A 25987-nucleotide genomic window follows, 5' to 3' on the forward strand; every position below is an offset into this window, starting at 1 on the left:
ATGGCTGCAACGGTCTTTTTCTCCTGGCAAACCGATACACCAAACGACGTTGGGCGCAATTTTGTGCGGAAGGCGCTTGAAGACGCCTGCGCCAAACTGGGGCAGGATGCGTCGATAGCCGAAGCCCATCGTGATCTTGCGGTCGATAGTGACACCCAAGGCGTCGCGGGCCAACCGCCTGTTGTCGAAACTATCTTTAGAAAGATAGATGCGGCCAAGATTTTCGTCGCCGACATGACATTTGTGGCGAAGCGACCCGATGGGCGCCCTTCACCGAATCCAAATGTATTGATCGAGTACGGCTGGGCGCTTCGGAGCCTCTCTTACGAACGCATCATCTGCGTCATGAATATCGCCCACGGAAAGCCCTCGCACGAAACGCTGCCCTTCGATTTGCAGCACGTGCGTTGGCCTATGACTTACGATCTCCCGGAAGGCTCAACACAAGAGGTCCGCGCCGGGCAACGAAAGGCCCTGACGAACAAACTTACTGATGCCCTTCGCGCTTGCCTCGGCTCCCTCGCGCCTCCCCCATCAAAGCGGGTTCCTTTGACCGAATTGCGCGAATGGGCAACCGCAGCCGGATGGTGCAGCGACGTTCATTCGGCGACGATCGGCGATAACGACTGGTGGACTTTCGCGGTCCGCCTCCGGCAAGCCGCAGTCGATGGGACGATCAAGTTCTGGGGTCGGCGCTATGTGGCCGACTTCGGACAAGCCCTGGACACGGAGGCGCTTGTCGAAATCCCGAAGGAACATTTCGCTACATTTGAATTCGATCCGACCGCGCTCGCGCAAGTCGACAACTACGACCTGTTCACAACGAAGCTTGGGAGCAGCCCGGGCGAATGGAAGGGGCAGATTTTTCGCGATCTTCACGTCGATGCCGATCAGGCTCAGGCATGGCTTACCGCAGCCGGCGCCCCGCCACCATCGGCGGAGATCGCGGTGGGCATCAAATACCTAGGCTCAAGAATAGGCGATTACCAGCCGGTCTGCTGCCTAGTCGTTACGAATACCAGTCGGCGTGAATTCGACCGCTGCGTCGTGGAAATGACCGAACTCAGTCGCGCGACGCCGGATGGCATGCCCATGCCGTTGACGCTGCGAACAGACGAGCAGATTAGGAATGGCGAGCGTGGTCCGTTTGCGATATTTGCCGGGCAGCAGGCCATCGTTCCGCTCGCCTTTCGTTCGGCTCAGCGCGCTAACGAGTGGTTTCTGTTCGATGAGAACGGTCGAAACTACTTAATCCCGGCCGATCCGACCAAAATGCTGCTTCGCGTCTACGGCGGCAGTGCACCGGGAGCCGCTGAGGTTTTCATCAACACCGACGTCGGCTGGAACGCGATGCCGTCGGTGCGAACCGTGACGACTGATTTTAGGCTCTATCAAGCAGCACCCGCAGCGCCTCCCGAAAAAGATCTTGCGCTGCACGAATTCTTCGCGCCCGAGCTCGCTCGTATCTTTCGGCAACAGATCCGGACGCTGGAACGAATAACGGTAAACTTCATTTGCACCTCGACCAAACAACCGTTGCCAGGAGACAGCTGGGCGTCGCTCAAGCCGCCGCGACCCGTGCTTTATCCCGACGCATCCCAGTTTCGCGAGTTGCCGGCAAAGGACGCGACCTTGCTGGTTGCGTTTTATGATTCGCTCCAGGGAGTCACCGACACGATAGATAGCTATATCGACCAATGGCCGACGACTGACGTGAACGCCTGGAATGGGCTGATGCAGCAAGTGCGAAATAGCCTCATTCTCGGTGAAAAGGCCATCAGCGTGTTCTGCGCGGCTCCCGCGTCAGGCACGATGCTCAGCCAGTATGAGCGCGTGACATCGGGAATGAAAAAGGCTCTCGGCGCTCACATCGCGCGACATAGTGCCCCTAAGACAGGGAACCAACCGCCGCAGAGCGTTGCTCGGCGTGTGCCTTGGGCTCGCTGATCGTCGGCTTCTTAAGTACGCCTCTGTATTGCTTCCAGCAAATCGGCGCCAGATATCACAGGGAGTCCAGATTTGGCGGTCTTGCAAGCATTCGCCGACGACTCAGCAGCCCAGACGGGCGACCGTCGATTGTTTCTGACTGGCTACCTGCATCGCACCGAAGTGTGGACGCGCTTTTCCGAGATCTGGCGCGCGGAACTGCGCTCCTGGCCTGCCATTGAATATTTCAAGGCTTCCGAGGCCAATCATCTCACCGGGCAATTCGATCACACGCGCTGGGACGAAGCCCTGAGGAATGCGAAGGTCAACAAGCTTGCGGCCATCATTGACCATTTTCGGCCAATCTCATTTGAGTTTTCCCTCAACCGCCAAGTCTTCGAGGACGAACTGAAGCCGGCTTCTCCCTACGGATTGGGACGTCCCCATTTCACCCTGTGTTTCGCTGTGGTCGCTGGACTGGCCCAATTTGCGGCTCAACAAGGCATGAACACTCCGATCGAGTTTATTTTCGATGAGCAACAGGGCGTCGATGCTGATATTGGGCTTTTCTTCTCTGCACTAAGGAAAGATCTGCCGATCGAGGCGCAACGTCTCATAAGCGGCGACCCACATTTTAAGAGCGATCGTGACGACGCCTATGCGCCGTTACAGGCGGCAGATTTGCTGGCCTGGCATATCCGGCGTGAGCACGAAACAGGAAGCAGAGTGGGCTTGACCAATAGCTTAATCAACAAGGACGTCCATCTCGTTCAAGAAATTCCCGACGACATGATGCGCCGATGGGCCGGCCATCACAGCAAACTTCCCGGTTTGCCGCTCCTTCAATCGAAAGGCCAGTGGAAGGTTCTGAAAAGCGAGATCAAGCGGCTTCAGGATGCTGGGATAGATCCATCAAAAATCAGAGGGCCAGGCATTTATTATCCCGAAGGCGCGGACGACAAATAGACAGGCCGATTGCCGCGAAGTTTGATTGCCGCCAAAAGCGACAGCGGCTGCCGCCGCACCAGTTTCGCACCAGAAACAACCTGAACGAACCACCGCAAACGCGATCGAAATCAAACAGAAACGCAGCAAAATCAACGACGGCAGCTAATATTCGGCCGCTCATAACGGTCTGGTCGCTGGTTGGAAGGCGTGCCGCACACATCAGGAAATCGTTCGCCCTCGATTTTCGACTAGACTAGCCTCTCTTACCCTGCGGCCTTGAAGGCGCCATTACGCCGTAGGCTTGAACGCCGCGTGATAGCTCGCCACTAGATGGGCTTCTTTTCTGCTCAGCCTTCCAGGATATTCCTCTGGTCAACCGCCAATTGCAGTTGCCCAGCTGAAGTCGTAGTGAGCGCTCAACAACTTCATTGCGACAACAGCGACGAGAACGCAGATGATTTGCAACAGCGTTCTGGTCGAGAACGCTCTATTGAAGAGTGTCATAATGCCGCCTCTAGCGCTGGTGACCGAGCCGGATTCCGAGCTTGAGGGCCTTTTGGCGGAGTGAGCCTTCGGAGCGCTTTGTGAGCTTCGCGATTTTTGCAACGGGCGTCTTTGCTTTCGAATGAGCGCGCAGCTCTTTCACGTCAGCCTTTGAGTATTCACGACGCACAATCTTCTTTGTAGCCGACTTCTTTGCGTTCTTCGCCACTTTTAGCTCCTCGATTCGAGAGTGGGCGTACTAGCACAGCCGCATTGAGGCGCAACTCTCGATCAGTTGACTCTATATCCTGGTCCGGGCGCGCTCTACGCAAGTGGGTCAGCTCACAGTTGGGCTCACGCAATCTGTGATATAGATTGGCTTTTGGCGCACTTTGGGGGATGGTGTGAATGTCGAAGAATATTGTGATCTTTTCCGACGGCACAGGCCAGGCCGGCGGCATCAATTTCGACGAAGCGCGGACGAACGTTTACAAGCTCTACCGCGCCTGCCGCGTCGGCCCGGACACGAAGGTCGAACCATCCGAACAGGTCGCTTTCTACGATGCCGGTCTCGGTTCTGCGTCCGATGGCGGTCATTTCAAGATTGGCTGGATGCGGTGGCTGTACAATCTCGCCAGCATGGCGACGGGCCTCGGAATCACTCGGAACATCGTTGACTGCTACGCCGCGATCATTGCCCTTTATGAGGAAGGCGACCGCGTCTTTCTGATCGGATTCAGCCGAGGGGCCTACACGGTCCGATCCGTTGCCGGCGTCATGACCTATTGCGGCGTCCCGCAGCATATGCCGGATGGCTCGCCCCTGCGCCGTGATCCAAAGAGCATCCACAAGCTGGCCGAGCATGCCGTCAAGGATGTTTATCAATTCTGCCCATCCTACTCGCGCAAGATTCTTGGATACCGGCAGTTTCTGCTGAAGACTCGAGACGCAATCGCCGCTCAATTCAGACAGCAGTACGGTAGCACAACCACCATCAACGGCGCCGAGCGGGCGAACGTGTTTCCATACTTCATCGGCGTGTTCGATACGGTCGCCGCACTCGGGCACAAATATCTCGGCACGGCGCTCGTGACCTCCGGCATTCCGCTACTAATCGGGCTGCACTGGCTCGGCGGCTTCCTGCAGCCGGTCTTTCCGTGGGCGGGATGGGCCGCTTGGATTCTGAGTTACCTCGGCGTCGCCACCGCTCTGATCGTTTTTCTCATGAACTATCTCAAGATCGCGCCATTCTTGCCCGGCTACGGGTTCTTGAAGCGCCTCCTGACGGTGCATTTCGCCCCGCCGAAGCACAAATTCTATGACACAACGCTGAATCCGAATGTCGGCTACGCCAAACATGCGATCTCGATCGACGAGAACCGCGCCGACTTCAAACGTGTCGGCTGGTCGCCCACGGCCGAGAAGCAGGACGAACGCGACGCACGCGGTAATCTCTACTTCGAACAGGTCTGGTTTCCGGGCGTGCATGCTGATGTCGGCGGCGGCTATCTTGAGAACGAGGCCCGCTTGTCGGATGTGGCGCTGAACTGGCTGCTCGCCGGAGCTTCGCTCATCCCGGGCGGCCTGAAACACGACGGCAATGTGCTACGGCTGTCGCCCAATCCCGCGGGTCCCCAGCACAATGAGCAGGCGGGAGGCTTCCTCAAGGCCGGGGTTCGTGACCTGCCGATCGACCCCGAGACAGAAGAATCGAGATCACCGATGCACAAATCGGTCTATCGGCGCTTCGAGGCTGGATCGGTTCTCCTCTACGACCGCATGGCGGCCTACCGCCCGGACAACATGAGGGTCCACGTCGACTTCAAGCATTACTTCGATGGGAGCGCGGCGCGGCTGCCCCAATGCGTCGCCGATGACATTGAACAGAAGTGGGAAGATGCCGGCCATGTCGGGCGGCTCTGACCCAGATACAACATTGAGGAAGCAGTTCTGTCGGGCGGCCTTCGAGACGCCTTTGGCCTCCGCGGAGACGAGGAGAGCACATCACAATGCCGAGAGTGCACTCGCCGCCCGGCCGTCAAAAACACCGTTTGAAAAACCGTTTTAGTTCGGCCTTCTCAAACGGTTTCTCTGGCTAAGGTCTTGATTTATTTGGTGGGCGCACCAGGGCTCGAACCTGGGACCCGCTGATTAAGAGTCAGCTGCTTCGTCAGGAGAGTCAGCGAGACCTTCGGGGATGACATTTCCGGCTCGTTAAGCCAGCGAGCCGCGTCGGCACCAGTGTGGTCCGACTGAATCGTGACGGACGGTCGATTCAATCACGAGGATGGCAAGCGAGCTTATCGATAGTCAGCCGTTCATAGCGAACTGGCGCCAAGCGTGAATCGACCAAAAGAGAGTGCTTGTGACGGTGCCGGCGTTTCCCTGGGTTTGCAAGATCGCCGAGAGCTGCCTGTAGGGATGTCGCCACCGACTTCTCCGGCCCTCGACGCTCTTACGAGCTCATCCCTTTTACTTCGCTCCAGCATCCGATTCCGCGCCGAACGCATAGTCGCCTTTCCGCTCAAGGGGCGCCCGAGCATGATGCTCGAGATGACTGCCGATGTGAATCGAAAATTGCCCTTGCAGACAAATCCAGACGAGGCGATCTTACGCCTCGCGCGCGTACTTGCCCGTCTGGCCGCGAGGGAAGATCATGAAAGAGAACTCGCCAATCGAAACGAAGGGGAGAAGGGCAACGATTTATGCTCGGTTTTCGACGGATCTTCAGAACGAGCGTTCGATTGAAGATCAGCTTTCACTTTGTCGAACCTACGCTGAGCGCGAGGGCTTAACTGTTATCCGCACCTACGAAGATCGTGCACGTTCGGGCGGGTCGATCATGGGACGCGAAGGCCTTCTGCGGATGTTGGATCACGCGCGAGAGGAATCCTTTGACGTAGTGGTCGTCGAGGCGCTCGATCGCCTTTCTCGCGACATGGAAGACCTCGCCGGTATCCATAAACGGCTCTCTTTTCTCGGAATCGAGATCCGAGCGGTACACGAAGGCGTCGTTAACACCGTACTGGTTGGCCTTCGCGGTCTGGTCGGGCAACTCTATCGTGAGGACAACGCGCACAAAGTGCGTCGCGGTCTAGCGGGACGGGTCAAGCAAGGTTTGGCCGGCGGCGGCCTGACGTACGGATACGCCGCAGTCGCGGGAAGAAGCGGTGAACGTGTGATCCTCGAGGCCGAAGCACAAGTCATCCGACGCATCTTCCAGGAATACGTGAGTGGCCGAACGCCTCGCGAAATTGCCCACGATTTGAATAAGGAAAGGGTTTCTGCTCCGCGAGGACGCGCATGGAATGCATCAACCATCAACGGCAATCGTGAGAGAGCTGCCGGAATTTTGCAGAACGAGCTCTATGTCGGCCGTCTCGTCTGGAACAAAGTTAGGATGGTGAAAGACCCTGACACGGGAAAGCGACTGTCGCGACCAAATGCAAGGAGTGATTGGCAGGTAGCCGAAGTGCCCCATCTTGCAATTATCGATTCAGAATTGTTCAGGGCTGCTCAGCAGCGCAAACAGGAGCGCAGTTGCACGCATCCGAGTCATCAACGTCGTCCCCGTCGAATGCTGTCTGGCTTGCTCCGCTGCGGTTCATGCGGCTCGGGCATGGCAACGAATGGGCGGGACAAATCGGGGCGTGTTCGCATTCGCTGCTCGGCTGCGACCGAGAGCGGCATGTGTCCTGATGCCAAGACTTTCTATTTGGACACCGTCGAAAGTGCGGTTCTCAGCGGACTGAAGGCCGAATTGCGCGCGCCGAAGGTTATTGCGGAGTACGTAAGGACATATCTCGAGGAGCGGAAGCGCCTCACGGCAACATCAAATGCAAAACGGCAACGCCTTGAGCAGCAGCTTGGTCAAATCAACAGGGAAATCGAACGACTGGTAGATGCGATCGCAAAAGGGCACGGCGATCCCTCTGTTCTCGGACCACGGTCGACTGCTTTGGATGCCGAACGAAAGCGGATAATCCAAGCGCTGCAGAACGAACCAACTATCCCAAAAGAAGTCGCGCTGCATCCGGCTGTCCTGAACCGGTATGAGGAACAGCTCAATCGGCTGGAAGACGCATTGGGGAAAAGTGTCGCAACCGGCGACGCGGAGGCCGCAGAAGCCATTCGAGACCTTGTCGATACGGTCACGGTGTTTCGGGATCCAGCCAGATCAGGCGGAGTAGCGGTCGAGATAGCCGGGCGCCTAAATGCCCTGCTCGGAGAAGCCGCCTACCCCAACCGAGTAACGGGAGTGTGGGGAAAGGTGGTAGCGGGAGAGGGACTCGAACCCCCGACCCCAGGATTATGATTCCCGTGCTCTAACCAGCTGAGCTACCCCGCCACAGGGTCGCGAAGGCCTGATAAGGCCGATCTCGCGAACGCGCGGCATATAATGAAGGGGGCGGCGGGAAGTCAATCCGCCTTCGCTTCCGCTTTCGCGAAAGCTTCGGCGGGACAGGTCCGCGTGGGGACAGATCAGCCTGTTTTGGGCCGAACTCCCCGCCGAATCCGTCATGGCCGGGCTTGTCCCGGCCATCCACGCCTTAATCTGCGGTCCCAAGAAGTGGATGCCCGGGACAAGCCCGGGCATGACGACGTTTTGGGGTACGGCACTACGGCCTATTTCGGCTTGACCGTGGGGTCGCCGCCGGGGCTACCGGGGGGCGGGATGACGGGCATTTTGCCATCCGTACTCGGTGCGGGGGCGTGCATTTCGGGATCGACGCCAGCGGGCGGGCAGAGCACGCCGTCGGATTTTGCTAGCTTGTCGCCGAGCGGTTCCCGGGCCTGGCCGGTAGTGGTGCCGTCGGGCGTGGTGGCGCGGTTCGGGCGGTCCTGCGGCGTGCAGTCGGCCGCGTGCTGCGGGGATGGCGGCGCGGTCTGTTGCGGCGGCGTCGCCGGGGCGGGCGGCGCCTGCGCGACCGCGGCGCCGGCGGCTGCAATCACGAGGCTAGCCAGGATGATGTTTGATGTCGTGCGCATGGACAGGAAACGCGCGAAGCGCGCGCTCTGTTCCAGCCTCTGAACATTACGATTTGTGGTAGCGGATTAGCGAAAAATGGCCCATCGGCGGCATGGGACGGCGCTCGGCAAGCGTGATGCCGCCGTGCTTTGCAGCCCAGTCGACCAGGCGCTGCCACGGGAATTCCGGACGCCAGCCGAGGCGGCGGGCGAACGGCGCAAACGCGAGCTCGGAGAGCTTGCGAAACCCCTTTTCGGCGCCGATGTGGTTAACCAGGATCAGCTCGCCGCCGGGCTTGAGCACGCGTACGAACTCGTCGAGCGTGCCTTCGGGATCGGGCACGGCGGTGATGACATATTGCGCGACCACCGCGTCGAAGTAGCCATCGTGGAAGGCGAGGTTCTTGGCGTCCATCACCGAGAGCACTTCGACATTGCTCAAGCGAAGCGCGCGCACGCGCGCCTGCGCCTTGCGCAGCATCGGCTCGGAAATGTCGACGCCGCAGATCTTTGTGGTGCGCGAATAATCGGACAGCGAGAGACCGGTGCCGACGCCGACATCGAGGATACGGCCGCCGATGCGGTCGGCCTCGGCGATGGTCGACTGCCGGCCGGCGTCGAACACCTTGCCGAACACGAGATCGTAGACCGGCGCCCAGCGGCCATAGGCCTTCTCGACCCCGGCCCGCGAGATGTCTGCTGCCATGCCCCTGCCCCGGATATCTTTTAGCCGCGCACCGCTTCCACGAGCGGCCGCGCCGTGTTGCTCGCGACCTTCGCGGCAGCGCTCTGGATGAAGCCGCCGCCGAGCACGCGGGCCTGGCCACTGGGCGCGTCGTAGAACACGCAGGCCTGGCCGGGCGAAACACCCTCTTCGCCGGCGACGAGCTCGACCTCGTAATGGCCATCAGCGCCGCGCAGCCACGCCGGCTGGGGGCTGCGGGTCGAGCGGACGCGGACGAACAGCTCGAGGCCAGAACCGATCGCGCGGTCGATGTCGCCGCCGCCGATCCAGTTGACGTCGCGCAAGGCGATGCGGTGCATCCTCAGCGCATCGCGCGGGCCGACCACGACGCGACGGTTGGCCGCCTCGAGCCGCACCACGAACAGCGGCGCGGCGGCGGCAATGCCGAGGCCGCGGCGCTGGCCGATGGTGAAATTGGCGATGCCGTGATGCCGGCCGAGCACGCGGCCGTCGAGATCGACGATGTCGCCGGGGTCCATCGCGTTCGGACGCAGGCGGGTGATGATGTCGGTGTAACGGCCGGTCGGCACGAAGCAGATGTCCTGGCTGTCGTGCTTGTCGGCGACCGAGAGACCGAAGCGGCGCGCAAGCTCGCGCGTCTCGGGCTTGGTCATGTCGCCGAGCGGGAAGCGCAGGAAATCGAGCTGCTCCTGCGTGGTCGCGAACAGGAAGTAGCTCTGGTCGCGGTCGCTGTCGGCCGCACACACCAGCGCGCGCGAACCGTCATCGCGGCGGCGCGAGGCGACGTAATGGCCGGTGGCGAGCGCTTGCGCGCCCAGCTCGCGCGCGGTCTTCAGCAGGTCGCGAAACTTGACCGAGCGGTTGCACTCGATGCACGGCACCGGCGTCTCGCCAAGCGCATAAGAGTCGGCGAAATTGTCGATGACTGACTCGCGGAAGCGGTCCTCGTAGTCGAGCACGTAATGGGGAATGCCGAGCTTGGCCGCGACGTCGCGGGCGTCATGAATGTCCTGGCCGGCGCAGCAGGCGCCCTTGCGGTGGGTCGCCGCCCCATGGTCGTAGAGCTGCAGCGTGATGCCGACGACATCATAGCCCTCCGCCTTCAACAGCGCAGCCGTCGTCGAGGAATCGACGCCGCCCGACATGGCAACGACGACCCTGGTGTCCTCGGGACGGCCTTCGAGATCCAGACTGTTGAGCATGGGCCTAGCAGTTGTGACGGCGACGTTCGCGATCCGCGATTTCTGTGCCTTTGGCCGGGACACTGGCGGTCCCCGGGAACCAAGAGTTCCCGAAGGGCACGGCCTGCCCGGTCGAAAGCGGCTGAGAGCACCCTTTAATATAGGCCGCATTCCGGTGAAGCAATCGCGGCCGCCCCAAGCTTACGGCAATTCTTGCCGGGGCGGCAGAAATGACGGGGTTTTCGCGCAGATGGCGGGGGTGCTGCAGATTCCACAAGATATTGATATCGCTACATAAAATGACAATTCGAAGGATTGGCCCGCTCCTTGCTGACCTTCTAGCCCGAAGATGTTTTCGAGGGGTCGCCTGTGGTCGGTGTCACGTCAGACGTAGCGGCAAGCGCGCAGGTTTCCAGCGCGCAGCAGAAGCCTGCCCGGTCGCAGAGCACCAAGGACTCGACGCCGAGCGACTCCTTCGGCGCGCTGGTCGACAGCAACACCCAGGCCATCAGCAACAGCGCCTCGTCCGCGAGCCAGGACAGCACACCGAGACGGACCGATTCGTCGTCCTCGTCGTCGTCGTCCTCCTCGTCCGACCGGAGCACGCGCGACTCTTCCTCGACCGATCAGTCCTCGCAGAGCGCCGCGAGCGACAGCACGGATTCCTCGACGCAAGCCACGAGCGATACGCCGGCCGATCCGACCAAGGCGACGGCCAATACCAAGGACAAGGGCGATGCGTCCAAGTCGGGCGACAAGTCGCAGGAGACCAAGGACGCCAAGGGCGACAAGACCGACGGCACCACCGACGGCCTCGCCGCCGCGGTCGACGCCTCTGCCGCAGCACAGGCCGCCGCGACGCCGGCGGCGACGCCCGATCCGGCCACTATCCCCGTCGCGGCGGCCGTGGTTCCGGTCGATCCGAATGCGACAGCCGGCCAGGCCGCCAACACCGCCTCCTCGCCGCTGACGATCGCAGCCGCCGGCATCGCCGCCAGCGCCTCGACCGCGGCGCAGATCGCCGGCGCCAAGACCGATGCGACCGGCAAGACGGCCAAGACCGACGGCAAGACCGCCGATGCGAAGTCCGCGCTCGCCGATGCGGCTGCTACAACGACCGACGGCACCGCGACGGATGCGACGGCGAACGCCGCGCAGCTCACCGCGGTCGACCAGGGCACGCCCAAAACGTCGTTCAAGGCTGCAGCGACCGCGCAAGGCCAGGCCGACGTCTCCAATATCGGCCAGGATACCGGCAAGACCGCGCAGGCCGCGACCACTGCGCAAAATGCCGCGACGGCGACCAACGCCGCCGCGCATCCGGAAGCCGCCAAGCCGCAGGCCGACAGCGCCGCGACCGACGCCAAGGCCGATGCTGCCAATCGCACGGCCGATGCGACGCCGGCCGCGCCGACCACGCACGCCCATGCCGATACGCAAGCCGTTGCTGCTGCGACGACCGACGCCAGCGCGCAAGCCGCCTCCGCCGTGCAGGCGCCGCTGACCAATACGACGTCGGCGGCCACCGCCTCCACCGCGACGCTGACAGCGACCGCGGCGACATCGAACGCCGTGCCGATCAGCGGCATCCCGGTCGAGATCGCGGCCGCCGCGCGCTCCGGCAAGACGCGCTTCGACATCAGCCTCGATCCGATCGATCTCGGCCGCATCGACGTCCGCATCAATGTCGACCGCAACGGCCAGGTCACCTCGCATCTCACCGTCGAGAAGCCGGAGACACTGCAGATGCTGCGGCAGGACGCGCCACAATTGCAGCGCGCGCTCGACGATGCCGGCCTCAAGACCGGCAGCAACGGACTCTCCTTCAGCCTGCGCGACCAGAATTCGTCGGGACAGAACTCCGGCCAGAACAACGACAATTCCGGCAATTCCCGCCGGCTGATCATCAGTGAAGACGATTCTGCCGCGGCCGCGCCCGTGAGCCGCAGCTATGGCCGCATGCTCGGATCGAGCAGCGGCGTCGACATCAGAGTGTGAGGAGTATTCGCAAATGACCACCACGAATTCCGCCACCGCACCTGCCGTCGTCTCCGGCACGACGCAAACGTCGTCGTCCTCCTCGTCGAGCTCGAGCCTGGGCTCGTCCACGGGCGCGACGCTCGCCGGCAACTTCCAGACCTTCTTGACGCTGCTGACGACCCAGCTGCAGAACCAGAACCCGCTCGATCCGCTCGACACCAACCAGTTCACCCAGCAGCTGGTGCAGTTCGCCGGCGTCGAGCAGCAGCTCAAGACCAACGACTCGCTGTCGCAGCTCGTCACCTTGCAGCAGACCACGCAGGCGACCCAGGCGCTGGATTTCGTCGGCAAGACCGCGGTGGTCGATGGCACCACCGCGACCATGAAGAGCTCGTCGGCGACCTGGCATCTCAACGTGCCCTCCAGCGCCACGGTCAACATCTCCATCGCCAACTCCAGCGGCCAGACCGTGTTCACCGGCCAATATTCCGCGGGTGCCGGCAGCGACATTCCCTTCACCTGGAACGGCCAGGGCAATGACGGCACGCAATGGCCCGACGGCAAGTACACGATCTCGGCGACCGGCAAGGACGCCTCGAACAACAATGTCGGCATTTCGGCGCAGGTGCAGGGCACGGTGTCGTCAGTCGACCTGACCCAGTCGCCGCCGCTGCTCACCATCGACGGCCAGAGCTACACGCTGAACCAGGTGAAGAGCGTCGTCGCCGCCAGCAGCAGCAGCGGCAGCTAGACCTCGCGCTTTGCGCCGATACGCGCGATTTGCGCGCCCTGTTTCTTAGTAAAGTATTTACGAAGACCCCGCTCGGCCGGCTGAAATTGCGTTTTCTGCCCGCCGGGCCGGTCGTGTTCCCGCAAGTTTCAACGAGAATTGTATTGAAGCCTTAGGCTTAGCGGATTTTTAAGCCCGCATGCGTACGGTTGCGAAGTGAGTTCAGTGGTTGAGAGTTTGTGAGTACGCCATGACAGAACCCCATCGCCCGAGGGTAAAATACGTCATCGGGCCGGACGGCAGTCCGCTGACGATTGCAGATCTGCCCGCCCCCGGCACCAAACGCTGGGTCATCCGCCGCAAGGCTGAAGTCGTTGCCGCAGTTCGTGGCGGACTTCTCTCGCTCGAAGAGGCCTGCAGCCGGTACACCCTGACGGTCGACGAATTCCTCTCCTGGCAGTTTTCCATCGACCAGCACGGTCTGGCGGGCCTTCGCACCACCCGCATCCAGCAATATCGCCAGTAAGCAACCCGGAAATCTGCTGCTTTTGACGAAAATCGGCCCCGCTGTGCGAGGCCGATTTTTTTCATGTTTCGTTTTGGCGCTACTTTTGTCCGAGCTCTTAACCTTCGTTAACCATATCGAAACCATCACCTAGGCAATAATTGCCCACTCGGCCGCTCAGTTGCGGGTCGAAGCTTCGGGGCGGTTGCTTGCAAGGTCTTGCGGACTTTTTAAAAGGTATCGGCGCCGCCCGCTTCGGGGCGATGATCGCGGTCACCGCCGCGCTCATCGGCTTCTTTGCCTTCGTCATCATGCGCGTCACCACGCCGCAGATGACGACGCTGTTCACCGACCTCAGCGTCGAGGATTCCTCCGGCATTATCAAGGACCTGGAGCGCCAGGGCATCCAGTTCGAGCTGCGCAATGAAGGCAGCGTCATCATGGTGCCGAAGGACAAGGTGACGCGGCTGCGGATGAAGCTCGCCGAGGGCGGCCTGCCCAAGGGCGGCGGGGTCGGCTACGAAGTGTTCGACAAGTCCGACGCGCTCGGCACCACCTCCTTCGTCCAGAACATCAATCATTTGCGCGCGCTGGAGGGCGAGCTCGCCCGCACCATCCGCGCCATCGACCGGATCCAGGCCGCCCGCGTCCACCTCGTGCTGCCCGAGCGTCCGCTGTTCTCGCGCGAGGCGCCAGAGCCGTCGGCCTCGATCGTGGTCCGGGTCCGTGGATCGCTCGAAGCCCAGCAGATCCGCGCCATCCGCCACCTCGTCGCCTCCGCCGTCAACGGCTTGAAGCCGCAGCGGGTCTCGATCGTGGACGAAGCCGGCTCGTTGCTTGCCGATGGTGCCCAGACCGATCCGGAGCAGGCGGTCGGCGACGAGCGCCGCACCGCCTACGAGAAGCGGATGCGCAAGCAGGTCGAGGACATCGTCTCCTCCGTGGTCGGCTCGGGGCGCGCCCGCGTCCAGCTCTCTGCCGATTTCGACTTCAACAAGGTCACCCAGACCTCGGACAAGTTCGATCCCGAAGGCCGCGTGCTGCGCTCGAGCCAGACCCGCGAAGAGCAGAGCATGACCGCCGACAATAACGGCCAGGTCACGGTCAACAACGAGCTCCCCGGCCAGCAGCAGAACAGCGGCCCGGCAGCGAAGGACCAGAGCAAGAAGACCGAAGAGACCAACAATTACGAGATCTCCCGCACCACCAAGACCGAAGTGACCGAGGCCGGCCGGGTCAACCGCATCTCGGTCGCGGTGCTGGTCGACGGCATCTACACCAAGAACGACAAGGGCGAGCTCGCCTACACCGACCGCACCAAGGAGCAGCTCGACCGCATCGCCACCCTGGTGCGCTCGGCGATCGGCTTCGACCAGAAGCGCGGCGACCAGGTCGAGGTCGTCAATCTGCGCTTTGCAGATGCCCCCTCCACCGCCCCGATCGCCGAGCCAAGCGGCTTCCTCGGCATGCTGCAGTTCACCAAGGACGACGTCATGTACTTCGTCGAGCTCGGCGTGATGATGCTGCTCGGCCTGATCGTGATGTTCATGGTGATCCGCCCGCTGGTGAAGCGCATCCTCGCCTCCGAGGAGGTTGCCGCCGCCATCTCCGGTGCCCTCACCGGCCCCGCCGCCCTGGACGAGACCGCACCGGCCGGCGGCCAGGCGCTGCTGCCAAGCGGCGCCGCGAGCGCGATCGACGTCGCCACCGTGCAAGGCCAGGTCCACGCCCAGTCCGTTCATCGTGTCGGCGAGCTCGCCGAGCGCAACCCTAACGAAACCGTCGCCATCATCCGTCAATGGCTGACCGAACCCGCGAAATGATTCGAGAAGTGAACTGACATGGCCGGCAACCGGCAAAACGCCAACTCGAACGACATCACCAGCGTGATCTCCACGCTCGGTCAGCGTGCCGGCAGCCGCGCGGGCGCCAAGACCGAAGCGGTGGCGGGGCCGAAACGCGCGGCGATCCTGATGCTGGCGCTCGGCGAGCAATATGGCGGCAAGATCTGGGGTCTGCTCGACGATGACGAGGTGCGCCAGCTCTCGCTGGAAATGTCGACGCTTGGCACCGTCGAGGTCGATACGGTCGAGGACATGCTGCTCGAATTCGTCTCACGCATGTCGGCGTCCGGCGCGCTGATGGGCAATTTCGACGCCACCGAGCGGCTGCTCCAGCAATATCTGGCGCCCGAGCGCGTCAACGGCATCATGGACGAGATCCGCGGCCCCGCGGGGCGCAACATGTGGGAGAAGCTTTCCAACGTGCAGGAAGAGGTTCTCGCCAACTATCTCAAGAACGAATATCCGCAGACCATCGCGGTGGTGCTGTCGAAGCTGAAGCCGGAGCATGCCGCGCGCGTGCTCGGCATCTTCCCCGAGGACCTCGCCCTCGACGTCGTCAACCGCATGCTGAAGATGGAGGCGGTGCAGAAGGAGGTAATCGAGAGCGTGGAGAAGACGCTGCGTACCGAATTCATGTCCAACCTCTCGCAGACCCGTCGCCGCGACGCCCACGAGGTGATGGCGGAGATCTTCAACAATTTCGACCGCCAGACCGAAACCCGCTTCATCACCTCGCTGGAAGAGGACAACCGGGAATCGGCCGAGCGCATCAAGGCGCTGATGTTCACCTTCGACGACCTCGTGAAGCTCGATTCCGGCTCGGCCCAGACGCTGATGCGCAACGTCGACAAGGACAAGCTCGGCGTGGCGCTGAAGAGCGCCAACGAGGACGTCCGCAGCTTCTTCTTCGGCAACATGTCCTCGCGCGCGGCCAAGATGCTCCAGGACGACATGGCGGCGATGGGCCCGGTTCGCCTGCGCGACGTCGACGAGGCCCAGGCACTGCTGGTCAACCTCGCCAAGGACCTCGCTGCCAAGGGCGAGATCATGCTGACCAAGAACCGCGCCGACGACGAGCTGGTGTATTGATGGGCGCTCCGGCCAAATTCCTGTTCGACACCGACTTCGCCGCACCCGACCGGACGCGCGAGAAGGCCGCGACCGTGGCCGAGATCGCGCAGAAGCTCGCGGAAGCCGAAGCGCGCGCGTATCAGGACGGCTTTGACGCAGGCCAGCGCGAGGCCAAGGCCGAGAGCGACCGCCGCGTCGCGCTCGCCATGGAAGAGATCAACATCGGCATCCGGGGCATCGCGTCGGGCATCGGCAATATCGAGAGCAAGATGGAGACCGAGGCGGTTGACGTCGCGGTCGCCGTGGCCCGCAAGCTGTGCGCCGACTTGGTCGCCGCCGAGCCGCTCGGCGAGATCATGGCGCTGGTCAAGGACTGCTTCTCGCATCTGGTCGCCACCCCGCATCTCGTGGTCCGCATCAACGACGCGCTCTACGACAGCGCGCGCGAGAAGATCGAGCGGCTCGCCAAGCAGAGCGGATTCGAAGGACGGCTGGTGATCCTGGCCGAGCCCGACATTGCCACCGGCGACTGCCGGATCGAATGGGCCGATGGCGGCGTCGTGCTGGAGCGCAGCGCCATCGCGGCCAAGATCGACGACATGGTCGGACGCTATATCGCGTCCCGCAGGGGGAATTAAGCCATGAGCGACAACGACGGACAGGTCCCGCTGCCCGACCTCAACGGCCCATTGCCGCCGACCGGCACCGATGTGAGCTACAGCGAGGACGAATATGCCTCGCGCGTCGCCGCCGACCTCGAGGCCGTCTTCGACGTGCCGGTGCAGGTCTCGGCGGTGCTCGGCCGCTCCAAGATGGATGTCGGCGAGCTGTTGAAGCTCGGGCCCGGCACCGTGCTGGAGCTCGACCGCCGCGTCGGCGAGGCCATCGACATCTACGTCAACAACAAGCTCGTCGCCCGCGGCGAGGTGGTGCTGGTCGAGGACAAGCTCGGCGTCACCATGACTGAAATCATCAGGACCGAACGCAGCTAGCGCTTGCAAAGGAATGACGCGCGATAGCGCGAACAGACGGACAGGAGACTGACATGCGGCTTCTCATCGTTGGCACATTGAAGGGCCAGCTCACCACCGCCACCAAGATCGCGATGGAGAACGGCGCCACCGTGACCCACGCCGAGGATCACGAGCAGGCGATGCGCGTGCTGCGCGGCGGTAAGGGCGCCGACCTGCTGCTGGTCGACGTCGCCCTCGACATCCGCGACCTCGTGATGCGGCTCGAGGCCGAGCACATCCACGCCCCGATCGTCGCCTGCGGCATCACCAACGACGCCCGCGCCGCGGTCGCCGCGATCCACGCCGGCGCCAAGGAATACATCCCGCTGCCGCCGGATCCGGAGCTGATCGCGGCGGTGCTGGCCGCTGTGGCCAATGATTCCCGCGAGCTGATCTATCGCGACGAAGCCATGGCGCGCGTCGTCAAGCTTGCCCAGCAGATCGCGGGCTCCGACGCCTCGGTGATGATCACCGGCGAATCCGGCACCGGCAAGGAAGTGCTGGCCCGCTACGTCCATACCCGCTCGGCCCGCGCCAAGCGGCCCTTCATCTCGATCAACTGCGCCGCGATCCCCGAGCATCTCCTGGAGTCCGAGCTGTTCGGCCACGAGAAGGGTGCCTTCACCGGCGCGATCGCCCGCCGCATCGGCAAATTCGAGGAAGCCACCGGCGGCACGCTGCTGCTCGACGAAATCTCCGAGATGGACGTTCGCCTGCAATCAAAACTGCTCCGCGCCATCCAGGAGCGCGTGATCGACCGCGTCGGCGGCACCAAGCCTGTTGCGGTCGACATCCGCATCATCGCGACCTCGAACCGCAATCTGGTGGAAGCCGTGCGCGAAGGCACGTTCCGCGAGGACCTTCTTTTCCGCCTCAACGTCGTGAACCTGAAGATCCCGCCGCTGCGCGAGCGTCCCGCCGACATTCTCGAGCTCGCCCAGCATTTCGTGAAGAAATATGCCGAAGCCAACGGCGTGCCGGTGCGGCCGATCTCGGCGGAAGCGCGCCGCGTGCTCTCCACCAACCGCTGGCAGGGCAACGTCCGCGAGCTCGAGAACACCATGCACCGCTCGGTGCTGATGGCGCAGGGCGACGAGATCGGACCCGATGCGATCCTCACCCCGGACGGCGATCGCCTCGATCTCGCCAAGACAGTGCCGGCGGTGGCGCACGCGACCATGGCCGCCGAGCAGGTGACGCGGGCGCTGGTGGGGCGCACCGTCGCCGACGTCGAACGCGATCTGATCCTGGAGACGCTGAAACACTGCCTCGGCAACCGGACCCATGCCGCGAACATCCTGGGCATCTCGATCCGCACGCTGCGCAACAAGCTCAATGAATATTCCGACGGCGGCATCCCGATCACCCCGGCGGGCACGCCAGGTGAGTATCCGCGGATGCCGATGGTGGGAGCGTAGGGCTCCAGTCGATAGCGAGGGAATGCAAATGCCCGGGCTGGTCCCGGGCGTCTTTGCTTCTAGGGCAGGCTGCCAACCTCAACAGCATCCTTCGCATGACCGGGCCGCGCCACGCGACTAGGCCATGACGACGCGAGGCCCTATAACCCCGCACGTGACCCACGCGAGGAACCAGATGTCTGAATCTCAAATCACGGATTGGTTGGTGTCGCAGCGGCAGGCGATGATCGATCTGCTGCGCGATGTCGTGAACATCGATTCCGGATCCTATGACAAGGAAGGCGTCGATGCGGTCGGTGCGCGGTTCGAGCGACATTTTGCCGAGCACGGCCTTCCCTCGCGCAGGGAGAGCCACGGCACGTTTGGCGATGCGATCCATGCCGAGGTGGCAAAGCCCGGCAGCAACGAGAAGCCGGTGCTGTTGATGGGGCATCGCGACACCGTGTTCGGCAAGGGCGAGGCCGGACGTCGTCGGTTCACCATCAAGGACAAGCGCGCTTATGGACCCGGCGTCGCCGACATGAAGGCCGGCGTCGTGATGAACATCTTCGTCGCCACCGCCTTCCATAAATTCGGCGGCAACCCGCATCCGATCAAGCTGCTGATCACCTCGGACGAGGAGATCGGCTCGCCCTCGTCGCGGCCGGTGATCGAACGCGAGGGGCGCTCTGCGCGCGCCGTGTTCAATTCCGAGCCGGGCCGGCCAACAGGCAATGTCGTCACCAGCCGTAAGGGCGGCATCTTCATGCATATGGCCGTCACCGGCAAGGCAGCGCATTCCGGCGCCAATTTCGCCGCGGGTATCAGTGCGGTCGGCGAGCTCGCGCACAAGATCATCCAGATTCATGCGTTGACCGACCTCACCAAGGGCATCACGCTCAATGTCGGGCTAGTCGCGGGCGGCCAGTCGGTCAACACGACGGCGCCTTACGCCGAGGGCCAGATCGACATGCGCTACGTCGATCCAAAGGACCGTGCCACTGTCATGGCCGAGATCGAACGGATCGTCGCGACGCCTTACGTGCCCGGCACGAGTGCTGTGCTGACCATCAAGGGCGAATTCGTTCCGGTGGTGCAGAGCGAGAGCTCGAAGGCGCTGTTCGAAAACTATCAGGCCGCCGCAAAGCAGGCCGGCCTCACCACGCTGCAAGGCGAGTTCTCCGGCGGCTGCGCCGATTCCGGCTTCACCGCCGCGGTCGGGACGCCGACCATCTGCGGCGTCGGCCCCGTGGGCGGCCTCGCCCATTCGCCGGAGGAATATCTCGAGCTCGACAGCATCGTGCCGCGCGCTCAGGCGCTGGCGCTGGCGATTTTGCGGGGGTGAATGTTGGTGCGGTAGGTGGGTTAGACAAATCCGTCACGAATAACTCGGCGCGTCGGGCTTGCGAAAAATATGGATGGGATCGCCCGGCACGAACGGCTGGCCGCGGAGCGTCGCATAGGCGTAAAGCGCGAGATAAACGATCGCCAGCGCGCCGACGGCGTAGAAGGCCCAGGTCCCGACGCGCTTCATCGTTCCGCTCCATGGCCGTCCCGGATAGAAGGCTCAAGGCGCTTCTAGAGCGATGAGGGAGAAAAGGCCAGCCTGCGCAGCCTAATGCCTGCGGTGATCAAACGCCGCGGCGGCCGCGCGCGGGAACGCTGACGTCGGCGAGCCTTGCGGCATCCTCGTCCTGATCCACCGCCACATACTGGCCGTGCCAATAGGCGAGCGCCGCGGTCCGGGCCGAATTCTTGATGTCCCTGACGCGGCCAATGACGATGCCGTGCGAATGGCGCTCGACGATCTCCTCGACCTCGCAATCGACGGCGGACAAGGCACCGACCAGCAGCGGGACGCCGGAGACAGCCGTGACCCACTGGGCGCCGGCGAAACGATCGGCACCCTTCAGGCTACCCTTGCCGGCAAAGCGTTCCGCGACGTGGAGCTGATCGGCCGCGAGGATGTTCACGCCGAAGGCACCGTAGCGACGGATCAGCGGAAAAGACGAGGCATCGCGGTTGATGCTGACCAGCAGCGTCGGCGGATCGACCGACAGCGAGGTTACGGACGTGACCGTCATGCCGGTGATGTCCTTGCCCCGTCCGGCGGTGATGACGCTGACGCCGCCGGTGAGATGGCGCATGGCGCCGCGGAAATCGGCGGACGAGACGGGAATTTCGGTCATGAGCTCGCGGGGGACTACATTCATGGCATGCTCCCCGAAGCGGGGTCCTCTCTATTTAGGTACGATCGTCCGCCGACAAAAGGTGGCTCAGGATCGAGCCCTCGAGGCTCGCCAGTTCGGCGGATCCGCGCTCGCGGGGACGAGCGACGTTAACCATGACATCATGGGCAATGCGGCCCTCGTCGATCACCAGCACCCGGTCGGCCAGCGCGACCGCTTCGGCGACATCGTGGGTCACCAGGATCGCGGTAAAGCCCTGGTCGCGCCAGACACGCTCTAGCAGCCGCTGCATCGAGATCCGGGTCAGTGCATCGAGCGCGCCGAGCGGCTCGTCGAAGGCCAGCACGCGCGGTCGGGAGACCAGCGCGCGGGCGAGCGCGACGCGCTGCTTCTGGCCGCCTGACAGCACCGACGGCCACTGGTCGCGCTTGTCGACGAGCCCGACCTCGGTGAGCGCCTTCTCGGCACGCGCGTGCGCATCGCCGGATGAACGATCGCGGCCGAGGCCGACCTCGACATTGGAGAGCACTCGCGCCCAGGGCAGCAAGCGCGGCTCCTGGAACATCACGCGGATATCCTCGGGCTGGATCGCCGCATCGCCGAAGCTGATGCTGCCGGCGTCGATCTTTTCCAGGCCCGCGATGAGACGCAACAGCGTGCTCTTGCCGCAGCCGCTCTTTCCGACGATGGCAACGAACTGGCCTGCGGGGATGTGCAAATCGATCCCGCGCAGCACCTCATTGTCACCGAAGGACTTGCGCAAGCCGCGGATGCTGAGCGGCAGGCCGCTGGTATGCACTTGGCGTTCTTGGCGGTCCTCGCGCGCCACACGGGCGGCCGGCGCGAAATTGGCGCGGCTGGCGAGCTCGGTTTCCGGAAGGGAGGTCCGAAGGGCTGTCTGCATGTCACTCTCAGCGTTTCTGGAAAGCGGGGTGCCAGGAGAGCGTCAGGCGCTCCAGCATGCGGGAGGCACTGTCGGCGAGCTTGCCGAGCAGGGCGTAGATCAGGATCGAGAGCACGACGACGTCGATCAGCATGAACTCGCGCGCCTGCATCGCCATGTAGCCGAGGCCCGAGGACGCCGCGATGGTCTCGGCGACGATCAACGTCAGCCACATGATGCCCAACGCGAAGCGGATGCCGACGAAGATCGACGGCAGCGCGCCGGGGAAGATGACGCGGCGGAACAGCTCGCCGTCGCTCATGCCGTAGATGCGGCCCATCTCGATCAGTTGCGGATCGACGGTGCGGATGCCGTGCAGCGTGTTGAGGTAGATCGGGAAGAACACGCCGAGCGCGACGAGAAACAGCTTGGCGCTCTCGTCGATCCCGAACCAGAGGATAACCAGCGGGATCAGCGCCAGATGCGGCACGTTGCGCACCATCTGGAGCGTGGTGTCGGTGAGCTTGGCGGAGAGCTGCGACAGGCCGTTCGCTAGCCCGAAGGCAAAACCGATGCTGCCGCCGATCAGGAAGCCGATCGAGGCACGCCAGAACGAGACCCAGATGTTGCGGATCAGCTCGCCGGAGAGCAGCAGCTTCCAGCCGGCGAGCGCGACATCGCTCGGCGCCGGCAGCACGCGCACTGGCACGAAGCCGGTAACGCTCGCCACTTGCCAGATCGCGATAATGGCGAGCGGCACGATCCACTGGACCAGTCCGTCGACACGCGGCAGGCGGAAGCTGCGTGGCAGCGAAACGCTATCGATCAAGCTCATGATTGCGACACCCGATGCTGCGGACGGTAATCGCTGCCGACCGTCTCGCCAAAGGGACCGCCATTGAAGTGCAGCTTGGTCACGTTGCCCGGCTGCTCCAGCGAAAGCAGCGGGAACACCAGCTCGGCGAAGCGATAGGCTTCTTCCAGATGCGGGTAGCCCGACATGATGAAGGTATCGATGCCGATATCCTGATACTCCCTGATGCGTGCGGCGACGGTCTGGGCGTCGCCGACCAGCGCCGTGCCGGCACCGCCGCGCACGAGGCCGACGCCGGCCCAGAGGTTCGGGGCGATCTCGAGCTTGTCGCGCTTGCCGCCATGGAGCTGCGCCATGCGCTGCTGACCGACCGAATCCATCCGCGCAAAGTTCTTCTGCGCGGCGGCAATGGTGTCGTCGCTGACATGCTTGATCAGCTCGTCGGCGGCGCTCCAGGCCTCTTCGCTGGTCTCGCGGACAATCACATGGAGGCGGATGCCGAAGGACAGCTTGCGGCCACGCGCAGCCGCGATGTCCCTCACCTTCGCGATCTTGTCGGCGACCAGCGCCGGCGGCTCGCCCCAGGTGAGATATTTGTCGACGGCGTCGACCGCGACATCGATGCCGGCATCGGACGAGCCGCCGAAATAAAGCGGCGGCCGCGGCGACTGCACGGGATGGAACAGCAGCTTGCCGTCCTCGATATGAATGTGCTTGCCCTCGACATTCACGGTCTTGCCGGCGAGCAGGTCGCTGTAGACGTTGAGGAACTCGCGGGTGACCTCGTAGCGCTCGTCATGGCCGAGGAAGATGCCGTCGCCCTTGTTCTCGACGGGATCGCCGCCGGTGACGACGTTGACCAGCAGGCGTCCATTGGTGATGCGGTCGAGCGTCGCGGTCATCCGCGCCGCCACGGTCGGCGATTGCAGGCCGGGACGGACAGCGACGAGATAACGGAGCCGCTCCGTGAATGGCGCGACCGAGGACGCGACCACCCAGGAATCCTCGCACGACCGGCCCGTCGGCAACAGCACGCCGAAATAGCCGAGCTGATCCGCCGCCTGCGCGATCTGGCGCAGATAGTTGAAGTTGACCTCGCGGCCGCCGATGCCGGTGCCGAGATAGCGGCCGTCACCGTGGGTCGGCAGGAACCAGAGGATGTTGGCGTTACTTTGTTTGCTCATGACCTTGCTCATGTTCCTGGTCTCCGCGCCACGTCGGAAATCTTGATGGATTTGGGAATCAGGTTGAGCGCGAAGAACGCGTCGGCAACCTGCTGCTGATCGGCGATGACGGCATCGGTGAGCGGCTTGATGCCATAGGACTGCCGCCTCAACGCGACCTCGACCACCGGGACGGACAGGCCGATCGCCGGCGCCAGCTGTTCGGCCACCGCGTGGATGTCGCCCTTGGCCCAATCGTCGACCGAGCTCAGCTCGGCGAGCACGGCATCGACGATCTTCGGGTTGGCCTCGAGGAATTTCCTCGAGGAGAAATAGAACTGGTAGTTGGCGACGATGTCGGTGCCGTCAGCCAGCGTGCGTGCACCGGTCGCCGCTTCGGCTGCGGCCTGGAACGGATCCCAGATCACCCAGGCATCGACCGCGCCGCGCTCGAAGGCGGCGCGCGCATCGGCAGGTGCCAAGAACACGGGCTCGACTTCCGAATATTTGACGCCCGCCTTCTCCAGCGCCTTGACCAGGAGATAGTGCACGTTGGAGCCCTTGTTGAGCGCGACCTTCTTGCCTTTGAGATCGGCGACCGATCTCAGCGGGCTGTCCTTCGGCACCAGGATCGCCTCGCCCTTCGGCGCCGGCGGCTCATAGGCGACATACTGGATCGGCGCGCCGGCGGCCTGCGCGAAGATCGGCGGGGCTTCGCCGGTGTTGCCGAAATCGATCGCGCCGACATTGAGCGCCTCGAGCAGCGGCGGGCCGGACGGGAATTCGGTCCACACCACCTTGTAGCCGGAGGCCGCGAGCTTCGGCTCCAGCGTGCCCTTGCTCTTGAGCAGCACCAGCTTGCCGTATTTCTGGTAGCCGATGCGAACCACATTGTCCTGACCATAGGACGTTCCGACCGCCGCCGCGACGATGCCGATCGAGAGCAGGATGGCCGCGATCAGACGCTGAATGATACGCCTCATGTTCAACCCTTTTGAAATGGGGAGATTGGTTGGCACGATCAGGTCGCCGTGCTGCGCCAGACGATGTCGCGGATGACGATCGGCCTCGGGATCAGGCCGAGCTTGTAGAAGCGGTCGGCGACGCCCTGCTGGGTCGCGACAATGTCGTCGGTGACGGGGCCGATCACGAAATTGGCGCGATCGGCCGCGACGGCCTGGATCTCCAGCGGAACGCCGGTGATCGCGGCTAGAGACCTGGCAACCTCGTCGCGGTGCTGTTCGGCCCATTGACCGGTCGCGGTGGTGACGTCGACGATCTGTTGCAGGATCGCGCCGTGATTCTTCGCGAAATCGCGGTTGGCGATGTAGAACGAGTTGGTCTTGGTGACCTCGCGCGCATTGATCAGGATGCGGCCGTTCTGCCTGGTCTCGCCGATCGCGAAATAAGGATCCCAGATTGCCCAGGCCTCGATGCTGCCATTGGCAAAGGCGGGACCGGCATCCGGCGGCGTCAGATAGACGGGGGTGATGTCCGCGTAGGTCAGGCCCGCCTTCTCCAGCGTCTGCACCACGACATTGTGCGCGCTCGAGCCCTTGGTGAAGCCGACGCGCTTACCCTTCAAGTCGGCAATGGAGCGGATCGGCGAGTCCTTGGGCACCAGAATGCCCTGGCCGTTGGTGATAGGCTGGCCGGCGGCATAGACGATCGCCGCGCCCGCGGCCTGCGCGAACACCGGCGGGGAATCGCCGACCGCACCGTAATCGACGCTGCCGATATTCATCGCCTCCATCATCGGCGGGCCGGAGGAGAATTCGATCCATTTCACGTCGATGCCCTGCGACGCGAAATGTTTTTCTAGAGTAGCCCGCTGCCGCGTGATGACCAGCACGCCGGTCTTCTGGTAGCCGATACGAATTTCCTTCACAGCGCCTTGCGCATTCGCACGCGGCGCGAACGCTGCCGCGGCCGCCGTTCCAACGGACAGTTTCAGAAAGTCACGACGCTGCATTCCAGGCTCCCGGCCGCGTACGGCCGCCATCATTCATGTCGGGGGATGATGGTGCGGGGCGGGAAAGGTGTCGAGACGTGCGGGAAAATAGCGATGCATGCACTGCCCCTGGGGCAGAGCGCATGATTAATCTTTCAAACGGCGGAGCGAATGAAGATGGAATTTTTCTGCACGCGGACGTGAAGGCCGCGCATGGTCGACCTCGGACGCGCAG

Annotated in this window: 25 protein-coding genes, 1 tRNA gene and 1 pseudogene; 14 read left to right on the forward strand and 13 right to left on the reverse strand. The window is 63.2% G+C overall.

Annotation, left to right across the window (positions count from 1 at the left end; all coding sequences use genetic code 11):
• On the forward strand, positions 1-1947 hold the full coding sequence (locus ABID59_RS00990) for a hypothetical protein (RefSeq protein ID WP_354082167.1): 1947 nt from the start codon (positions 1-3) through the stop codon (positions 1945-1947).
• A 72-nt stretch (positions 1948-2019) separates the two neighbouring features.
• Entirely contained in the window at positions 2020-2892 is an 873-nt protein-coding gene (locus tag ABID59_RS00995) for a DUF3800 domain-containing protein (RefSeq protein ID WP_354082168.1), read from the forward strand.
• A gap of 496 nt (positions 2893-3388) precedes the next feature.
• On the opposite strand, the gene ABID59_RS01000 is transcribed toward ABID59_RS00995, so the two are convergent.
• Positions 3389-3586: a hypothetical protein gene (locus tag ABID59_RS01000; RefSeq protein WP_354082169.1), complete on the reverse strand. Its 198-nt coding sequence runs from the start codon at positions 3584-3586 to the stop codon at positions 3389-3391.
• A gap of 179 nt (positions 3587-3765) precedes the next feature.
• Between ABID59_RS01000 and ABID59_RS01005 the strand changes: the two genes are divergently transcribed.
• From ABID59_RS01005 to ABID59_RS01015, 3 genes and pseudogenes are all read left to right on the forward strand, one after another.
• Positions 3766-5280 (forward strand): T6SS phospholipase effector Tle1-like catalytic domain-containing protein, encoded by a 1515-nt coding sequence (locus ABID59_RS01005; RefSeq protein WP_354082170.1) that lies wholly within the window; start codon positions 3766-3768, stop codon positions 5278-5280.
• A gap of 618 nt (positions 5281-5898) precedes the next feature.
• Positions 5899-6105, forward strand: a complete 207-nt coding sequence (locus ABID59_RS01010; RefSeq protein ID WP_354032223.1) for a hypothetical protein — start codon at positions 5899-5901, stop codon at positions 6103-6105.
• Positions 6014-7096, forward strand: a pseudogene (locus ABID59_RS01015) (recombinase family protein); the annotation flags it as partial. The gene ABID59_RS01010 and the pseudogene ABID59_RS01015, both read left to right, overlap by 92 nt.
• A gap of 93 nt (positions 7097-7189) precedes the next feature.
• Here the strand turns inward: ABID59_RS01015 and ABID59_RS37375 are convergent.
• From ABID59_RS37375 to mnmA, 5 genes are all read right to left on the reverse strand, one after another.
• Positions 7190-7390 carry a hypothetical protein gene (locus ABID59_RS37375; RefSeq protein WP_502916768.1) on the reverse strand — a complete coding sequence of 67 codons (201 nt, stop codon included), beginning with the start codon at positions 7388-7390 and terminating at the stop codon, positions 7190-7192.
• A gap of 238 nt (positions 7391-7628) precedes the next feature.
• Positions 7629-7705 (reverse strand) — tRNA-Met (locus ABID59_RS01020).
• A gap of 278 nt (positions 7706-7983) precedes the next feature.
• Entirely contained in the window at positions 7984-8346 is a 363-nt protein-coding gene (locus ABID59_RS01025; protein ID WP_148755374.1) for a hypothetical protein, read from the reverse strand.
• A gap of 46 nt (positions 8347-8392) precedes the next feature.
• Positions 8393-9031 carry a class I SAM-dependent methyltransferase gene (locus ABID59_RS01030; RefSeq protein ID WP_148755373.1) on the reverse strand — a complete coding sequence of 213 codons (639 nt, stop codon included), beginning with the start codon at positions 9029-9031 and terminating at the stop codon, positions 8393-8395.
• A gap of 20 nt (positions 9032-9051) precedes the next feature.
• On the reverse strand, positions 9052-10233 hold the full coding sequence (mnmA, locus tag ABID59_RS01035; protein ID WP_148755372.1) for a tRNA 2-thiouridine(34) synthase MnmA: 1182 nt from the start codon (positions 10231-10233) through the stop codon (positions 9052-9054).
• A 348-nt stretch (positions 10234-10581) separates the two neighbouring features.
• Here mnmA and ABID59_RS01040 point away from each other — a divergent pair, with 348 nt between their 5' ends.
• The 9 genes from ABID59_RS01040 (at position 10582) to ABID59_RS01080 (ending at position 20097) form a co-directional block, all read left to right on the forward strand.
• On the forward strand, positions 10582-12210 hold the full coding sequence (locus ABID59_RS01040; RefSeq protein ID WP_354082171.1) for a flagellar hook-length control protein FliK: 1629 nt from the start codon (positions 10582-10584) through the stop codon (positions 12208-12210).
• Positions 12211-12223: 13 nt separating this feature from the next.
• Positions 12224-12943 (forward strand): flagellar hook assembly protein FlgD, encoded by a 720-nt coding sequence (locus tag ABID59_RS01045; protein WP_354082172.1) that lies wholly within the window; start codon positions 12224-12226, stop codon positions 12941-12943.
• 229 nt (positions 12944-13172) lie between these two features.
• The gene (sciP, locus tag ABID59_RS01050) at positions 13173-13448 is read left to right on the forward strand and encodes a CtrA inhibitor SciP (RefSeq protein WP_002714638.1); all 276 of its coding nucleotides are present in this window, start codon (positions 13173-13175) and stop codon (positions 13446-13448) included.
• 188 nt (positions 13449-13636) lie between these two features.
• Positions 13637-15250, forward strand: a complete 1614-nt coding sequence (gene fliF / locus ABID59_RS01055) for a flagellar basal-body MS-ring/collar protein FliF (protein ID WP_354082173.1) — start codon at positions 13637-13639, stop codon at positions 15248-15250.
• A gap of 18 nt (positions 15251-15268) precedes the next feature.
• Complete coding sequence (gene fliG, locus ABID59_RS01060; RefSeq protein ID WP_148755368.1) at positions 15269-16360, forward strand: flagellar motor switch protein FliG; 1092 nt, start codon at positions 15269-15271, stop codon at positions 16358-16360.
• Positions 16360-16980, forward strand: a complete 621-nt coding sequence (locus tag ABID59_RS01065; protein ID WP_148755367.1) for a FliH/SctL family protein — start codon at positions 16360-16362, stop codon at positions 16978-16980. Before fliG ends, ABID59_RS01065 begins: the two co-directional genes overlap by 1 nt.
• A 3-nt stretch (positions 16981-16983) precedes the next feature.
• Positions 16984-17334 carry a flagellar motor switch protein FliN gene (gene fliN / locus ABID59_RS01070; protein WP_148755366.1) on the forward strand — a complete coding sequence of 117 codons (351 nt, stop codon included), beginning with the start codon at positions 16984-16986 and terminating at the stop codon, positions 17332-17334.
• Positions 17335-17387: 53 nt separating this feature from the next.
• Positions 17388-18773, forward strand: a complete 1386-nt coding sequence (gene flbD / locus ABID59_RS01075) for a sigma-54-dependent transcriptional regulator FlbD (protein WP_148755365.1) — start codon at positions 17388-17390, stop codon at positions 18771-18773.
• Between the two features lie 175 nt (positions 18774-18948).
• Positions 18949-20097 carry a M20 family metallopeptidase gene (locus ABID59_RS01080; RefSeq protein ID WP_354082174.1) on the forward strand — a complete coding sequence of 383 codons (1149 nt, stop codon included), beginning with the start codon at positions 18949-18951 and terminating at the stop codon, positions 20095-20097.
• A gap of 33 nt (positions 20098-20130) precedes the next feature.
• On the opposite strand, the gene ABID59_RS01085 is transcribed toward ABID59_RS01080, so the two are convergent.
• The 7 genes from ABID59_RS01085 to ABID59_RS01115 all read right to left on the reverse strand — a co-directional run bounded on the left by ABID59_RS01085 (position 20131) and on the right by ABID59_RS01115 (position 25773).
• Entirely contained in the window at positions 20131-20286 is a 156-nt protein-coding gene (locus ABID59_RS01085; RefSeq protein ID WP_354082175.1) for a hypothetical protein, read from the reverse strand.
• Between the two features lie 97 nt (positions 20287-20383).
• Positions 20384-20965, reverse strand: a complete 582-nt coding sequence (locus ABID59_RS01090) for a flavin reductase family protein (RefSeq protein ID WP_148755363.1) — start codon at positions 20963-20965, stop codon at positions 20384-20386.
• A gap of 31 nt (positions 20966-20996) precedes the next feature.
• Positions 20997-21845, reverse strand: a complete 849-nt coding sequence (locus tag ABID59_RS01095) for an ATP-binding cassette domain-containing protein (protein WP_354082176.1) — start codon at positions 21843-21845, stop codon at positions 20997-20999.
• A 7-nt stretch (positions 21846-21852) separates the two neighbouring features.
• Positions 21853-22659, reverse strand: a complete 807-nt coding sequence (gene ssuC / locus ABID59_RS01100) for an aliphatic sulfonate ABC transporter permease SsuC (RefSeq protein WP_354082177.1) — start codon at positions 22657-22659, stop codon at positions 21853-21855.
• Positions 22656-23834 carry an FMNH2-dependent alkanesulfonate monooxygenase gene (gene ssuD / locus ABID59_RS01105; RefSeq protein ID WP_354082178.1) on the reverse strand — a complete coding sequence of 393 codons (1179 nt, stop codon included), beginning with the start codon at positions 23832-23834 and terminating at the stop codon, positions 22656-22658. The genes ssuC and ssuD overlap by 4 nt, the downstream gene beginning before the upstream one ends.
• Entirely contained in the window at positions 23831-24784 is a 954-nt protein-coding gene (locus ABID59_RS01110) for a sulfonate ABC transporter substrate-binding protein (RefSeq protein ID WP_354082179.1), read from the reverse strand. The genes ssuD and ABID59_RS01110 overlap by 4 nt, the downstream gene beginning before the upstream one ends.
• Positions 24785-24822: 38 nt before the next feature.
• Positions 24823-25773, reverse strand: a complete 951-nt coding sequence (locus ABID59_RS01115; protein ID WP_354082180.1) for a sulfonate ABC transporter substrate-binding protein — start codon at positions 25771-25773, stop codon at positions 24823-24825.
• Positions 25774-25987 lie beyond the last annotated feature (214 nt).

It is taken from the genome of Bradyrhizobium sp. S3.3.6 (genome assembly GCF_040546905.1).
In the GTDB taxonomy this organism is placed as follows: domain Bacteria; phylum Pseudomonadota; class Alphaproteobacteria; order Rhizobiales; family Xanthobacteraceae; genus Bradyrhizobium; species Bradyrhizobium cytisi.